Annotated in this window: 10 protein-coding genes and 1 pseudogene; 1 reads left to right on the forward strand and 10 read right to left on the reverse strand. The window is 73.0% G+C overall.

Translation table 11 applies throughout. The features are described from left to right. Positions 1-158 precede the first annotated feature (158 nt). The 3 genes and pseudogenes from ACIQE0_RS18045 to ACIQE0_RS18055 all read right to left on the reverse strand — a co-directional run bounded on the left by ACIQE0_RS18045 (position 159) and on the right by ACIQE0_RS18055 (position 4,697). Positions 159-374 (reverse strand): acyl-CoA carboxylase epsilon subunit, encoded by a 216-nt coding sequence (locus ACIQE0_RS18045; protein WP_366330672.1) that lies wholly within the window; start codon positions 372-374, stop codon positions 159-161. 95 nt (positions 375-469) lie between these two features. After that, complete coding sequence (locus tag ACIQE0_RS18050) at positions 470-2,053, reverse strand: acyl-CoA carboxylase subunit beta (protein WP_366330673.1); 1,584 nt, start codon at positions 2,051-2,053, stop codon at positions 470-472. A 215-nt stretch (positions 2,054-2,268) separates the two neighbouring features. Further along, a pseudogene (locus tag ACIQE0_RS18055) lies at positions 2,269-4,697 on the reverse strand (polysaccharide lyase 8 family protein). Positions 4,698-4,957: 260 nt separating this feature from the next. Between ACIQE0_RS18055 and ACIQE0_RS18060 the strand changes: the two are divergent. After that, entirely contained in the window at positions 4,958-5,575 is a 618-nt protein-coding gene (locus ACIQE0_RS18060; RefSeq protein WP_366330675.1) for a YceI family protein, read from the forward strand. 287 nt (positions 5,576-5,862) lie between these two features. Here the strand turns inward: ACIQE0_RS18060 and cimA are convergent, their stop codons facing one another. The 7 genes from cimA to ACIQE0_RS18095 all read right to left on the reverse strand — a co-directional run bounded on the left by cimA (position 5,863) and on the right by ACIQE0_RS18095 (position 14,738). Continuing rightward, the gene (gene cimA / locus ACIQE0_RS18065) at positions 5,863-7,488 is read right to left on the reverse strand and encodes a citramalate synthase (RefSeq protein ID WP_366330676.1); all 1,626 of its coding nucleotides are present in this window, start codon (positions 7,486-7,488) and stop codon (positions 5,863-5,865) included. Between the two features lie 282 nt (positions 7,489-7,770). Beyond that, on the reverse strand, positions 7,771-9,093 hold the full coding sequence (locus ACIQE0_RS18070) for an MFS transporter (protein WP_402333075.1): 1,323 nt from the start codon (positions 9,091-9,093) through the stop codon (positions 7,771-7,773). A gap of 117 nt (positions 9,094-9,210) precedes the next feature. Further along, positions 9,211-9,825, reverse strand: coding sequence for a TetR/AcrR family transcriptional regulator (locus tag ACIQE0_RS18075; protein ID WP_366330678.1), 615 nt, complete (start codon positions 9,823-9,825; stop codon positions 9,211-9,213). Positions 9,826-9,864: 39 nt separating this feature from the next. Beyond that, on the reverse strand, positions 9,865-10,905 hold the full coding sequence (locus ACIQE0_RS18080) for an agmatine/peptidylarginine deiminase (protein ID WP_402333079.1): 1,041 nt from the start codon (positions 10,903-10,905) through the stop codon (positions 9,865-9,867). Between the two features lie 82 nt (positions 10,906-10,987). Further along, positions 10,988-12,682, reverse strand: a complete 1,695-nt coding sequence (locus tag ACIQE0_RS18085) for an urease subunit alpha (protein WP_402333082.1) — start codon at positions 12,680-12,682, stop codon at positions 10,988-10,990. A 9-nt stretch (positions 12,683-12,691) separates the two neighbouring features. Continuing rightward, the gene (gene ureA, locus ACIQE0_RS18090) at positions 12,692-13,387 is read right to left on the reverse strand and encodes an urease subunit gamma (protein WP_402333087.1); all 696 of its coding nucleotides are present in this window, start codon (positions 13,385-13,387) and stop codon (positions 12,692-12,694) included. 262 nt (positions 13,388-13,649) lie between these two features. Continuing rightward, positions 13,650-14,738 carry a branched-chain amino acid aminotransferase gene (locus ACIQE0_RS18095; protein ID WP_384098832.1) on the reverse strand — a complete coding sequence of 363 codons (1,089 nt, stop codon included), beginning with the start codon at positions 14,736-14,738 and terminating at the stop codon, positions 13,650-13,652. Positions 14,739-14,891: the final 153 nt, after the last annotated feature.

Consider the following 14,891-nt stretch of genomic DNA (forward strand, 5'->3'; position numbering starts at 1 on the left):
GCAGCATCACCTCTCCCCGGCCGGATCGGCATCCCGAAAGCCCTGGCCTTCGGCTATCCCAGCGCAACCACCCGCGGGGGAACGCCCCACGACACGGCGGCGGCCCCCACACCCGAAGGTGCAGGGGCCGCCGCCGGGCAACCGCTGGTGCCGCAACGTCACCGCTGCCAGCTCGTCGCCCCGTGGAAGCCGATCTGCCGCTCCAGACGGCGCCAGCGGGCGGCCGTGGCGCGCGGGCGGGCCGGCGCCGCCGGCTGGTGCGCGGCGCGGGCCAGCAGGACGGCGGTCAGGGCAGCGAGCTCCTCCTCGCTGGCCTGGCCCTTCTCGACGCGGATGGGAGCCGCGGCAACAGCACTGCGGTGGGCAGGATTCACGACAGTCTCGATTCTCCGTTGCGGGGTGAAAGGCAGAAAGAACGGCACGCGGCGGGCGCAGCGGCCGCCGCGTCGTGCGACGGCCGCGGCAGCCGCTACTGCGGCGGGTTGCCGTGCTTGCGGGCCGGCAGGTCCGCGTGCTTGGTGCGCAGCATCTCCAGCGCCCGGACGAGCGTGCGACGGGTCTCGGCCGGGTCGATGACGTCGTCGACCAGGCCGCGCTCGGCCGCGTAGTACGGGTGCATCAGCTCGGACTTGTACTCCTTGACCATGCGGGTCCGCATGGCCTCGGAGTCGTCCGCCTCGGCGATCTGCTTGCGGAAGATGACGTTGGCCGCGCCCTCGGCGCCCATCACCGCGATCTCGTTGGTGGGCCAGGCGTAGGTCAGGTCGGCGCCGATGGACTGCGAGTCCATGACGATGTAGGCGCCGCCGTACGCCTTGCGCAGGACGATGGAGATCCGCGGGACGGTCGCGTTGCAGTAGGCGTAGAGCAGCTTGGCGCCGTGGCGGATGATGCCGCCGTGCTCCTGGTCGACGCCGGGCAGGAAGCCGGGGACGTCCAGCAGCGTGACGATCGGGATGTTGAAGGCGTCACACATCTGGACGAAGCGGGCGGCCTTCTCGGACGCCTCGATGTCCAGGACGCCGGCCAGCGACTGCGGCTGGTTGGCGATGATGCCGACCACCCGGCCGTCGAAGCGGGTCAGCGCGCAGAGGATGTTGGTGGCCCAGCGCTCGTGGACCTCCAGGTACTCGCCGTCGTCGACGATCTCCTCGATGACCTTGCGCATGTCGTACGGCCGGTTGCCGTCCGCCGGGACCAGGTCCAGCAGGGTGTCGCAGCTGCGGTCGACGGGGTCCTCGCAGGTGACCGCCGGCGGGTTCTCCCGGTTGTTGGCCGGGAGGAGCGACAGCAGGTAGCGGACCTCTTCGAGGCAGGTGACCTCGTCGTCGTAGGCGAAGTGCGCGACGCCGGAGGTCTCGGCGTGCACGTCGGCGCCGCCCAGGCCGTTCTGGGTGATCTCCTCGCCGGTGACGGCGCGGACCACGTCGGGGCCGGTGATGAACATCTGCGAGGTGTCACGGACCATGAAGACGAAGTCCGTGAGGGCCGGCGAGTAGGCGGCGCCGCCGGCGCACGGGCCCAGCATGACGCTTATCTGCGGGATGACGCCGGACGCCTTGGTGTTCCGCTGGAAGATGCCGCCGTAGCCGGCGAGCGCGGAGACGCCCTCCTGGATGCGGGCGCCGGCGCCGTCGTTGAGCGACACCAGGGGCGCACCGGCCTGGATGGCCATGTCCATGATCTTGTGGATCTTGGTGGCGTGGGCCTCGCCCAGGGCGCCGCCGAAGATCCGGAAGTCGTGCGCGTAGACGAAGACGGTCCGGCCGTGGACCGTGCCCCAACCGGTGATCACACCGTCCGTGTACGGCTTCTTGGCCTCCAGGCCGAAGCCGGTGGCGCGGTGCCGGCGGAGCGGCTCGACCTCGTTGAAGGAGCCCTCGTCCAGCAGCAGGTCGATCCGCTCGCGGGCCGTCAGCTTGCCCTTGGCACGCTGCGCTTCGGTGGCTCGCTCGCTGGGGCCTCGCCGGACCTGCTCACGGATCGCGTGCAGTTCGGCGACGCGCCCGCGGGCGTCGGTGGCGCCGGCGGGCACATCTTCGACAGTGGTCATGTATCGACGGTACGTGGGCGAGGCCCCCCACACCGATGTCGGTTTCGTACAACGTCGGGCGCGATTTCGTGGGCAGGCGGTACAGAACCCCGCTGCACGCGGCCCGGCTACTGGGCTGTGGCGGGGTGGACGCGATGTCCAGCGTCTGTGCGGTGCCGACAAATGACAGCGGGGTCGTGTTGTGCCGGTCGGTGGTTGGCAGCGGTGCCCGGCACTCAGCGCAGCAGGACCGTGCAGGTGTGGGTGGCGCAGGCGGTGCCGGGGGTCAGGCGCAGGCGCAGGGTGGCGCCGGCGGCCAGGACCTCGACCGTGGCGTCGTGGTCGAGCACCGCGCGGACCGGCCGGGACCAGGTGAGCTCCAGGGGGGCTCCGGTGCGCTCGGGGGCCGCGGCGCACAGGGTGGCGGTGCGCCCGTCCCGGCCGGGGGTGCGCCGGGTGCGGACCAGGACGCTGGCCGGGCCGTCGGCGGTGAGCGGCCCGGCGGTGCCGGCGCGCCAGAAGTTGGCGGCGGTGACGCCGAGCGGGGCGACGGCGACGGCCTGCCGGTCGGCGTCGTTGGCGAGGACGGTCAGCCAGTGGCGGTCGGCGGCGCGGGCGGCGAGGGCGCGTCGGCCGGCGCCGGGCATGAGGAGGTAGGCGTAGGCGGCGCCGGCGGGGTCGGTGCCGTGGTCGTGCCAGAGGGTGAGGTAGCGGCGGGTGTAGGGGTCGGGGGTGGAGGTGCTGTTGATGTCGGACCAGTGGCCGGTGCGGTCCTCGCGCAGGGCGTGCAGGGGGGCGCCGCCGGGAAAGACCCAGCCGCCGTGGCCGGCGAGGTGGGCCCAGTGGGCGCGGGGGAAGACGGTGGTGCGGCCGGGGGCGGTGGGCCGGGGCACGCCGTCGACGGTGAGGGCGGCGGTGCCGCGCTCCCCGAGGTTGCGGTTGTCGACGACGGTCTCGGCCGGGACGCCGTCCTGTGCGGTGATGCCGGCGCCGAGGCAGACCACGCAGTCGGCGAGGGCGAACCAGGACTTCCTGGCGCGGAGGGTGGAGGCCAGGCCCCGGAGGTCCTGGCCGAGGCGGCGTAGGTGCCGTCGGTGGTGCCGCCGACCCAGCGGGCGGCGGGTTTGGGCTCGCCCCAGCCGCCGCCCTCGTTGTCGGCCAGGCGCTTGGTGGAGACGGTGGTGCCGGGGAGCCGGTAGGGGTCGACGGTGGGCCAGAAGGCGTCGGTGTACTGGTCGCCGGCCCGGCCTGCGGGCCACCAGTAGAGCATTCCGGCGCCGGTGTGCCAGCCGTGCTTGTTCTCGCCGTTGCCGTTCTCGTAGAAGGTGATGCGGTCGGAGGCCATGGCCAGGCCGGCGGTCCAGCCGGGGCGGCGGTGCACGGCGCGGTCCATGGCGGGGAAGAGCCGGTGGCCGACGGGCTCGGGGGCGGCGGGGGCGGGGCCGGCGTCGACGGCGGCGAGGCGGGCGAGGTCGGCGACCGGGAACTGGCGGTCGGTGAGCAGCGGCAGGGTGCGGTCGCGGGCGATCTGGCCCTTGACCAGGGCGTGCCAGCGGTCGCGTTCGGCGGTGCCGGCGCCCTCGGCGAGGAGGGCGATGGCGGCGATCAGGGCGTGGCCGTGGCGGTGGTCGCTGTGCAGGAGGTGCCGTTCGTCGTTGCGCAGGTAACCGCGGCTGACGGCGCGGCCGTTGACGCTGTCCATCATCAGGCCGTCGTGGAGCAGCGGGGCGTAGGCGTGCTCGACGCTGTCGAGGATGATCTGCCGGTTGGGGTCGGTGACCTCCCAACTGGAGCCGCGCAGCAGGGTGAAGAGCCGGCCGAGGCCGTCGAGGAGGACCGCGCCGTAGGTGCCGGAGTAGGCGACCCAGGTGTGCTGGATGAAGGAGCCGTCGGCGTAGAGGCCGTCGCCGCGGGTGACGTAGGGGAAGACCGGGGAGAGGGCGTCGCGGGCGAGGGCGATCTTGGCGGGGGCGCGGCCGAGGACGCCGCGGAGGGCGACGACGCGGCAGAGGTCGACGCGGTTGGCGCCGGTGCTGGTGCCGGTGTAGGAGCCCAGCGCGCTGTCGGGGACGAAGTGGTCGACGGCGGCGAGGCAGCGGGCGCGGAGGTCGTCGCCGGCGCCGCCGGGGAGGCGCTCGTCGAGGACGGCGAGGGTGTCGAGGAGGAGTCTGGGGCTGCCGATCTGCCATTCCCACCAGTTGCCGTAGGGGGTGGTGGCGGGGTGGTAGACGGTGCGGTCGAGGTGGTCCAGGCCGGTGCGGACGGCGGTGGCGAGGTCGGGGTCGCCGGTGTGGCCGGTGCCGGGCTGGGCGCAGGCCAGGGTCATGGTGGTGAGCCGGTCGTAGCTGCGGGTGAGGCCGGAGGGCGGGTCGTAGGGGCAGTCCGGCCAGAGGGAGCCGGCGGCCGGGTGCATGGTGCGCCGGAAGCCGGCGGCAAGGTCGCCGGTCTCGCGCAGGGCGTCGGCGTAGGGGGCGGCGGTGGGGTCGAAGCCGGTGCCGAGGGCGAGGTCGCACCAGCGGCGGCGGAGGGTGGCGTACGGGTCGGCGGGGTCCGTGGCGGCGGTCGCGGGGGCGGCGGCCGGGCCGAGGGCGAGGGCGAGCGCGCCTGCGGTGGCAGCGGTCAGCAGTCCTCGGCGCGACCAGGCGGGCGGGGCGGCGGGCGACATGGTCGCTCCTCTCCATGGCGTCAACTGGGGCGTGGAGCTGCGCACTTGGGAGTTTCCGATGGTCTAGCACGGGGTCGCACGGCGCGGCAATGACCGCGTCGGAAGCGGGTGACGGCACTCGTCCGGAGGAGTCACGGACCACAAAGGTTGAATATTGAACGAGATGCCGCTACGGTGAATCTCGTTGAACGTTAAACAAGGCCGGTTCAACGCCACGCGGCGCGCACCCCCTGCCCGCAACCCGTTCCCGAGGAGGAGCCATGTCCCTGTTCCGCAAGCGCACCGCCGCTGCCCCCGCCCCGGCCGCGACCGCCGCCGTCCTGGACGTCGACCCCGCGCTGGCCGCCCTGACCGGCGACTACGCCATCGACCCGGCCCACAGCAGCATCGGCTTCACCGTCCGGCACGCCATGGTCACCAACGTCCGCGGCAGCTTCGGCGAGCACGAGGGCACCCTCCACCTGGACGGATCCGACCCGGCCCGCTCCACCGCCCGCCTCGACATCAAGATCACCAGCATCGACACCGGCATCGCCGACCGCGACGCCCACCTGCGCGGTGCGGACTTCTTCGACGCGGAGAACTTCCCGCTGATGACGTTCCGTTCGACCGCCGCCCAGGCGACCGGCGGCGACGGCTACCGGATCACCGGCGACCTGACCATCAAGGACGTCACCAAGCCGCTCACCATCGACCTGGAGTTCCACGGCGCGGCCACCGACGTCTACGGCGCCGAGCGGGTCGGCTTCGAGGGCAGCGCCGAGATCCTGCGCTCCGAGTGGGGCCTGACCTGGAACGCGGCGCTGGAGACCGGCGGGGTGATGGTCAGCGACAAGGTGAAGCTGGTCTTTGACATTTCGGCGGTCAAGGCGGGCTGACCGCCGCCGCGCTCCTGGCAGGGGCCCCTCCCTCTCCCCACAACCCGGGGAGGAGACGGAGGGGCCCCGCCCGCTCCCCCCACCCCCGTGGCGAGGCCCCTCCCCCACCTCCACCACACATGCGGCGAAGGTAACGCTCCGCACCGGCCCCCGCCGATGCCTGTGGACAACCCCGGCCGGACGCCTCGGCCGAGTACCGGGTGGCCGGTCCTCTCAACCGGCCCCGCACGATCGGGACCCGTGGCGCGCGCACGCGCCCCGCCCCCTCAGCCCTGCGCCCCGCCCCCTCATCCCTGCGGCTCGACCCCGGCCCGCAGCAGCCCGTAGGCGTACGCGTCGTCGAGCGCCTGCCAGGACGCCGCGATGACGTTCTCGGCGACGCCGACCGTGGACCACTCCCCGCGGCCGTCGCTGGTGGAGACCAGGACCCGGGTGATCGAGGCGGTGCCCAGCGCGCCCTCCAGGATGCGGACCTTGTAGTCCACCAGCTCCATCGTGGCCAGCTGCGGGTAGATCCGTTCCAGGGCCACCCGCAGCGCCCGGTCCAGGGCGTTGACCGGGCCGTTGCCCTCGGCGGTGGAGACGATCCGCTCGCCCTTGGCCCAGAGCTTCACGGTGGCCTCGTTGGCGTGGGTGCCGTCGGGGCGGTCCTCGACGATGGCGCGCCAGGACTCCACGGTGAAGTAGCGCAGCGGCTTGCCGCCGGCGTCGGCCCGGCGCAGCTCGTCGCGGAGCAGCAGCTCGAACGACGCGTCCGCGGCCTCGTAGGTGTAGCCGGCCAGTTCGCGTTCCTTGACCCGCTCGACGACCCGGCCGACCAGCTCCCGGTCGCCGCTCAGGTCGATGCCGAGCTCCTTGCCCTTGAGCTCGATCGAGGCCCGGCCGGCCATGTCGGAGACCAGCATCCGCATGGTGTTGCCGACCAGGGCGGGGTCGATGTGCTGGTAGAGGTCCGGGTCCACCTTGATCGCGGAGGCGTGCAGCCCGGCCTTGTGGGCGAACGCCGAGACCCCGACGTAGGGCTGGTGGGTGGAGGGGGTGAGGTTGACGACCTCGGCGATGGCGTGCGAGATCCGGGTGGTCTCGGCGAGCTTGCCCGGCGGCAGGACCGGGCGCCCGTACTTCAGCTCCAGGGCGGCGGCGACCGGGAAGAGGTTGGCGTTGCCGACCCGTTCGCCGTAGCCGTTGGCGGTGCACTGGACGTGGGTGGCGCCGGCGTCGACCGCGGCCAGGGTGTTGGCGACCGCGCAGCCGGTGTCGTCCTGGGCGTGGATGCCGAGCCGGGCGCCGGTGTCCGTGCGGACGGTGCGGACCACCGCGGTCACCTGCGCCGGGAGCATCCCGCCGTTGGTGTCGCAGAGCACCACGACGTCGGCGCCGGCCTCGTACGCGGTGCGCACGACGTCCTTGGCGTAGGCCGGGTCCAGCGCGTAGCCGTCGAAGAAGTGCTCGCAGTCGAGGAAGACCCGGCGGCCGTGGGAGCGCAGGTACCCGACGGTGTCGCGGACCATCGCGAGGTTCTCCTCGGGCGTGGTGCGCAGCGCCAGTTCGACATGGCGGACGTGGGACTTGGCGACCAGCGTGATGACCGGGGCCTGCGAGTCCAGCAGCGCGGCGACCTGCGGATCGTCCTCGACCCGGACGCCGGCCTTGCGGGTGGCGCCGAAGGCGACCAGTTGGGCGTGCCGGAAGTCGATCTCGGCGCGGGCGCGCTGGAAGAACTCGGTGTCCCGGGGGTTGGCGCCGGGCCAGCCGCCCTCGATGAAGCCGACGCCGTAGTCGTCCAGGTGCCGGGCGATGGTCAGCTTGTCGGCGACGGTGAGGTTGATGCCTTCGCGCTGTGCGCCGTCGCGCAGCGTGGTGTCGAAAACGTGGAAGTCGTCCGGGACGGCGGCTTCAGGTACGTCCGTCATGCTGGTCAAGCTCCTGTCGGGTCTCGGTCTACCGGAATGCCCGGTTCCACCGTCCCTCCATGATCCCTCGCGCTCCGCCTCCGGTGAACGGGTGGGCCCCGGAAACGAAAAAACCCCTCGCGGGTGCGAGAGGTCTGCGCGCGGGTCTGGGACGACGGTGGCCGCGCCGTACTCGGGTCGTACGGGCGGTCACTGCGGACCGGCGCGCCTGCTGCCAATAATCATGGCGAACGAGAGCACGGGGGCAGTCTGGCACACGACCGCCCCCGCCACGTCGCCGTCTCAGGATGCGAGCACCCGGTCCGGGTCCGTGCCGCCGTCGCTGTGCGCCTTCCCCATGCGGTTCAGGTCGATGGTCCGGGTCTCCCGCATCGTCAGGTAGACGACCAGCGAGACCGCCGCGCAGCCGGAGACGTACCAGAAGAAGCCGGACTCGATGCCGCCGTTCTTGAACCACAGGGCGACGTACTCGGCCGTCCCGCCGAAGAGGGCGTTGGCGATGGCGTACGGCAGGGCGACGCCCAGGGCGCGGATGCCGGTGGGGAACAGCTCGGCCTTCACACAGGCGTTGATCGAGGTGTAGCCGGTGACCACGACCAGGGCCAGCAGCGACAGGCCCAGCGCCGGCCAGAAGGACCCGGCGTGCTTGAGCAGCGTCATGATCGGCACGGTCAGGAAGGTCGAGCCGAGGGCGAAGGTGATCAGCAGCGGGCGGCGGCCGATCCGGTCCGACAGCGCGCCGGCCAGCGGCTGGAGGCACATGAAGAGGAACAGCGCGCAGAAGCTCACCAGGGAGGCGGTCGGCTTGGACAGCCCGGCGGTGCCGGAGAGGTACTTGGTGAGGTAGGTGGTGTACGTGTAGTACGCCACGGTGCCGCCCATGGTGAGCGCGATGACCAGGAACGCCTCGCGCTTGTGGGCCCACAGCGCCTTCATGGTGCCGCGGTCGGGGTCGTTCTGGGCGTCGTCGTCCTCGGCGTAGACCTCGGTCTCCAGCATGCTGCGGCGCAGGTAGAAGACGATGCCCGCGCCGAGTGCGCCGACGATGAACGGGATCCGCCAGGCCCAACTGTGCAGCGCCTGTTCGGACATGCTGCGCTGGAGGACGATCTGGAGGGCCAGGCCCAGCAGTTGGCCGGCGGTCATCGAGACGTACTGGAAGCTGGAGGCGAAGCCGCGGCGGCCGGGCGCGGACGCCTCGGTGAGGTAGGTGGCGCTGGCCGCGTACTCGCCGCCGACCGAGAGCCCCTGGAGCATCCGGGCCACCAGCAGGACGGCGATGCCGCCGTAGCCGGCGGCGGCGTAGGTGGGGGCGACGGCGATCAGGACGGCCGAGGCGGACATCAGCGTCACGGTCAGGGTGAGCGCGGCCTTGCGGCCCCGGCGGTCGCCGACCCGGCCGAGCAGCCAGCCGCCGACCGGGCGCATGAAGAAGCCGACGGCGAAGATCCCCATGGTGTTCATGAGGTTGGCGGTGTCATTCCCCTTGGGGAAGAACGCGTCGGCGAAGTACACCGCGAAGCTGGCGTAGACGAACCAGTCGAACCACTCGACCATGTTGCCGGCCGAGCCGACCCAGATCTTCTTCCATTGCTCTCGTCCCATAGCGGATCACGGTCGCCCAGAGCGGGCCCGTCGGCAAGGGGCGTGGTGGCAACGATCGCGCGTACTTGCGTGCGTTGCGGTCGCGGTGCCGGCGGAACGGAACGGTCCGGTGGCGGTTCAGTCCGCGGGCGGGGTGAGCGCCTCGTCCAGGAAGTGCCGGACCTCGTCGCGGACCCGGTCGCGGTCGGTGCCGGGGAGGCCGACGACGAGGTGGGTGGCGAAGCCGTCGAGCAGGGCCCGGGTGCGGGTGGCGAGGCGCTCGGCGTCGACGGCCCGGAACTCGCCCTTGGCGGCGCCCTCGACCAGCAGGGCGACCAGGTCGCGGTGCCAGGCCAGCTCCAGGTCGAGTTGGCGCCGGCGGTTCTCGTCGTCGGCGTTCTGGGAGCGGACCCAGACCTCCAGCCAGAGTGTCCAGCGCGGGTCGCGGTGGCCTTCGGGGAGGTAGAGGTCGATCAGGGCGTCCAGCCGCTCGCGGGCCGGGACCCGGCGGGCGAGGGCGGCCCGGCGCTCGGCGCCCAGCTGCTCCTCGCTCCACTGGAGGGTCTGGAGCAGCAACGCGTCCTTGGTGCCGAAGTAGTAGAGGAGGTGGCCGCTGCTCATCCCCACCTCGCGGCCCAGTCCCGCCATGGTCAGCCGGTCCAGCCCCTCGGCGGCGATGGCGGCCATCGCCGCGGCCAGCACCTGCTCGCGCGGCGGGGCGAGCCGCCGGGGACGGCGTTCGGGACCGGGCACGGGGACCTCCGGGGTCGGGACGGATCGGGCGGCGGCGGGTCAGGCCGCCGGCTGCTGCTGGGTGATGCAGTGGATGCCGCCACCCGCCGCGAAGATCGTACGGGCGTCGACGAGGGTGACGGTGCGTCCGGGGAAGAGCCGGCGAAAGAGCGCGGCGGCCTCCGCGTCGCGCGGGTCGTCGAAGGCGCACAGCACGATGCCGCCGTTGCACTGGAGGTGGTTGAGGTAGGAGTAGTCGACCGGTTCGCCGTCCGCCTCGATGACGGTGGGCGCCGGGACCTCCACGACCTCGAGTCGCCGGCCGCGGGCGTCGGTGGACGCGCGCAGCAGCGCACCGAGCTCGCGGCAGACCGTGTGGTCGGGGTGGGCGGGGTCGGGCTGGGTGTGGAGCATCACCACACCGGGGCGGGCGAAGGCGGCGACGATGTCGACATGGCCGCGGGTGCCGAACCGGCCGTAGTCGGCGGACAGGCCGCGGGGCAGCCAGATCGCCTTGGTGGTGCCGAGGTGGGCGTGGATCTCGGCCTCGACCTCTTCCTTGGTGCGGCCGGGGTTGCGGCCCGGGTCGAGCTGGACGGTCTCGGTGAGCAGGACGGTGCCCTCGCCGTCGACGTGGATGCCGCCGCCCTCGTTGACCAGGGGGGTGGCGTAGCGGCCGGCGCCGGCGAGGTCGGCGACCTGTTCGGCGATCTTCGCGTCGTGGTCCCAGGTGGCCCACTCCTGGGCGCCCCAGCCGTTGAACCGCCAGTCCACGGCGGCCAGTCGTCCGGTGCCGTCGGTGAGGAAGGTGGGGCCGATGTCGCGCATCCAGGCGTCGTCGAGGGGGCGTTCGACCAGGTCGATGCCGGCGCCGAGGAGGGCGCGGGCGCCCGTCAGCTGGCCGGGTCCGGCGACCACGGTGACCGGCTCGTACTGCCGGACGGCGCGGGCGACCGCGGCCCAGGCGGCGCGGGCCGCGGTGAGCGCCTGGCCGCCCTCCGCGCCGAAGGTGGCGTTGGGGCCGGGCCAGGCCATCCAGGTGCGCTCGTGCGGGGCCCATTCGGGGGGCATGCGGAAGCCGTCGGCGGCGGGGGTGGGCATACGGGGTCCTGTCCTTGGGGCGCGGGGGCGCGGGGCGGTCGGGGCGTCACCGGTGTTCCGGGGGAGGTGCGGCACCGGGGGTTCAGAGGAAGTAGAGCCGGGACAGCGCGACCTCCTCGGCCGGTTCGGAGCGCATCGGTTCGCCGTCGAGGGTGACCAGTCCGGTGCGCGGGTCGACCTGGACGTCGCCGATCCGGGCGTTGTGGATCAGGTCGCGGGGGCCGATGCCGCGGGTGCCGCGGACGGCGACCCGGCGCCGCCGGGTGGGCAGGGTGTCGCCGCCCTGCTCGGCCGCGGCGCCGGCGACGAAGGCCACCGAGATCTCGGCCGGGGTCGCGCCGTGCGCCCCGAACTGCGGGCCCAGGACCAGGGGTTCGCAGGTGTCGGTGGCGGCGTTGGGGTCGCCGGTGACGCCGTAGGCGGGGAAGCCGGACTTGAGCACCAGTTGCGGTTTGGCGCCGAAGAACTGCGGTTTCCACAGCACGAGGTCGGCCAGCTTGCCGACCTCGATCGACCCGATCTCGTGCGAGAGGCCGTGCGCGATGGCGGGGTTGAGGGTGAGCTTGGCGATGTAGCGCAGGACGCGGGCGTTGTCGTCGTGGGCGCCGTCGCCCTCCAGCGGGCCGAGTTCGGCCTTCATCTTCCCGGCCATCGCGAAGGTGCGGCGGACGGTCTCGCCGGCCCGGCCCATGCCCTGGGCGTCGGAGGAGGTGATGCCGATCGCCCCGAGGTCGTGCAGTACGTCCTCGGCGCCCATCGTGCCGGCCCGGATGCGGTCCCGGGCCATGGCGGCGTCGCCGGGCAGGTCGGTCTTGAGGTCGTGGACCGAGACGATCATGCCGTAGTGCTCGGCGACCGCGTCCCGCCCGAAGGGGAGGGTGGGGTTGGTGGAGGAGCCGATGACGTGGGGGACGCCGGCCATCTTCAGGACGTTGGGGACGTGCCCGCCGCCGCAGCCCTCGATGTGGAAGGCGTGGATGGTCCGGCCCTCCAGGACGGCGAGGGTGTCCTCCACCGACAGGCATTCGTTCAACCCGTCCGAGTGCAGGGCCACTTGGACGTCGTGCTCCTCGGCGACCCGCAGTGCGGTGTCCAGGGCGCGGGTGTGCGCGCCCATGTCCTCGTGGACCTTGAAGCCCAGTGCGCCGCCCTCGGCCAGCGCCTCGACCAGCGGGGCCTGGTCGGAGGACGAACCGCGGCCCAGGAAGCCGATGTTGACCGGCCAGGCGTCGAACGCGCCGAAGGCGTGCCGCAGCGCCCAGGGGGAGTTGACGCCGACGCCCCAGACCGGGCCGAACTCCTGGCCGATGATCGTGGTCACGCCGGAGGCCAGCGAGGCTTCCATCACCCGCGGGGAGAGCAGGTGGACGTGGGTGTCGATGGCGCCGGCGGTGGCGATCAGGCCCTCGCCGGAGACGATGGAGGTGCCGGTGCCGACGACGACGTCGACGCCGTCTAGGGTGTCGGGGTTGCCGGCCCGCCCGATGGCGTGGATGCGGCCCTCGCGGATGCCGACGGAGACCTTGCGGATGCCCAGCACCGCGTCGATGACCAGGACGTTGCTGATCACCACGTCGCAGGTCTCGCGCAGCGAGGCGGCCTTGAGGTGCAGTCCGTCCCGGGCGGTCTTGCCGAAGCCGGCGAGGAACTCGTCGCCGGGCTTCTGGGCGTCCTCCTCGACCCGGACGACCAGCCCGGAGTCGCCGAGGACGACTCGGTCGCCGGCCCGCGGACCGTGGACCGAGGCGTATTCACGGGGGTCGATGTGCCGGCTCATGCCTGCTCCTTAAGCTCCCAGGTAGCCGCAGGCGGCGGCCCGCCGCAGCGCTTCGGCCCGGGCGCCGGGGGCGTCCAGCGGGCCGTCGACCAGGCCGGCGAAGCCGATCGCGATCCGGTCGCCGCCGATCGGCACCAGGCCGACCTCGCAGGACCCGCCCGGATCGAACCGCACCGACGAGCCGGCCGGGACGCACAGCCGCATGCCGTACGCGGCGCCGCGGTCGAACTCCAGCCGGGGGTTGGCCTCGAAGAAGTGGAAGTGCGAGGTGACGCTGACCGGCACGGTCGCGGTGTTGCGCACCGTGAGCACCCGTGCCGGTTCGGGCTCGGGGTCGGCCGGGCCGGGCAGTACGGCGCCGGGCGTGAGCGCCGTCCCCTCTCCGGCGTCCGGGGCGGGCGCGGCGCCGAACGGGTCGGTGACCACCGCGAGCCGGGAGCCGTCGTCGAAGACCGCCTCCACGTGCACCTCGGTGACGATGTCGGCCACTCCCGGCAGCACGTCCTGGTGCCCCAGCACGTTCCGGGCCGCCTCGATGGCCTGCGCGAGGCGGCGCCCGTCACGCGCCGCCTCGCAGACTGTGTCCGCGATCAACGCGGTCGCCTCGGGCACGTTCAGCTTCCGTCCGCGGGCCCGGCGTGCCCGCGCCAGTTCCGCCGCGCCGAACAGCAGCAGCCGGTCGCGTTCCGTGGGGGTGAGCCGCATCCTGCCACGTCCTCCCGTTCGGTTTTGAGCGTCACTCTAACCCGCGGTTCTCTCACCCGGAACCCCGAGTCCAGGAAATACGACGACGGTCCGGCGGCAGCCGTCACAGGGAACGGGCAATCCCGCTAGAGCGCCACTCAAAACCCTTCTCCGCTCCGCCCCCGCGGCGAAGCCCTGCGCCCCCTCCCCTCTCCCCCGCGCACGACGAAGGCCGCCCCGGCGGGGAGCCGGGGCGGCCTTCGAGGTGGCTGGGGACGCGTCGTCAGCCGAGGCGGTGCATCCAGCCGTGGGTGTCGGCGACCACGCCGCGCTGGATGTCCAGCAGCGCCTCGCGCAGCTTCATGGTGACGGTGCCCGGCTCGCCGCCGGACTGGGTCCACTCGGCGCCCTCGCGCTTGACCGTGCCGACCGGGGTGATCACCGCGGCGGTGCCGCAGGCGAAGACCTCGGTGAGCGCGCCGCTGGCGGAGTCGTTCTGCCACTGGTCGACGGAGATCCGGCCCTCCTCCGCCTCGTAGCCCAGGTCGCGGGCGACGGAGAGCAGGGAGTCACGGGTGACGCCGGCCAGCAGCGAGCCGGTCAGCGTGGGCGTGACGATCTTGTTGCCGTAGACGAAGTAGAGGTTCATCCCGCCGAGTTCCTCGACCCAGGTGTGCTCCACCGCGTCGAGGTAGGCGACCTGGTCGCAGCCGCGGGCCGCGGCCTCGGCCTGGGCGAGCAGCGACGCGGCGTAGTTGCCGCCGGTCTTGGCGTCGCCCATGCCGCCGGGGACGGCCCGCACCCGGTCCTCGGAGAGCCAGATGGAGACCGGCTTGACGCCACCGGGGAAGTACGCGCCGGCGGGCGAGGCGATGACGACGAAGAGGTACTCGTTGGCGGGCCGGACGCCGAGCGCCGCCTCCGTGGCGATCATGAACGGGCGCAGGTAGAGCGACTCCTCGCCGCCGTGTGCCGGCACCCAGTCCTGGTCCTGCCGGACCAGCGCGTCGCACGCCTCGATGAAGGTCTCGACGGGCAGCTCCGGCATCGCCAGCCGGCGGGCGGACGTCTGGAAGCGCCGGGCGTTGGCGTCCGGGCGGAAGGTGGCGACGCTGCCGTCGGCCTGGCGGTACGCCTTGAGGCCCTCGAAGACCTCCTGCGCGTAGTGCAGGACGTTGGTCGCCGGGTCGAGGGAGAGCGGACCGTAGGGCACGAGCTGCCCGTCGTGCCAGCCGCGTCCCTCGGTCCACTTGATCGTCACCATGTGGTCGGTGAAGTACCGGCCGAAGCCGGGGGCGGCCAGGATCTGCTCCCGCTCCGCGGCGGGCAGCGGGTGCGAGGAGGGCTTGAGCTCGATCGTGGGCGTCGTCATGTATGCGTGTCCTTCGCTGCGTGGTCCGATACCTGGGGGTACTCCCACCCAGCGTCCGCTGGGGAGGATCACCGGCCCGGCCCTCCGGCCGGGGGCGTTTCCCCACTCACGGCACCGGTGCGGTGGGGAGCGGCCGCGCACCGTCGTCGGCTC

The organism is Streptomyces sp. NPDC093097, assembly GCF_044754325.1.
Classification (GTDB): Bacteria; Actinomycetota; Actinomycetes; order Streptomycetales; family Streptomycetaceae; genus Streptomyces.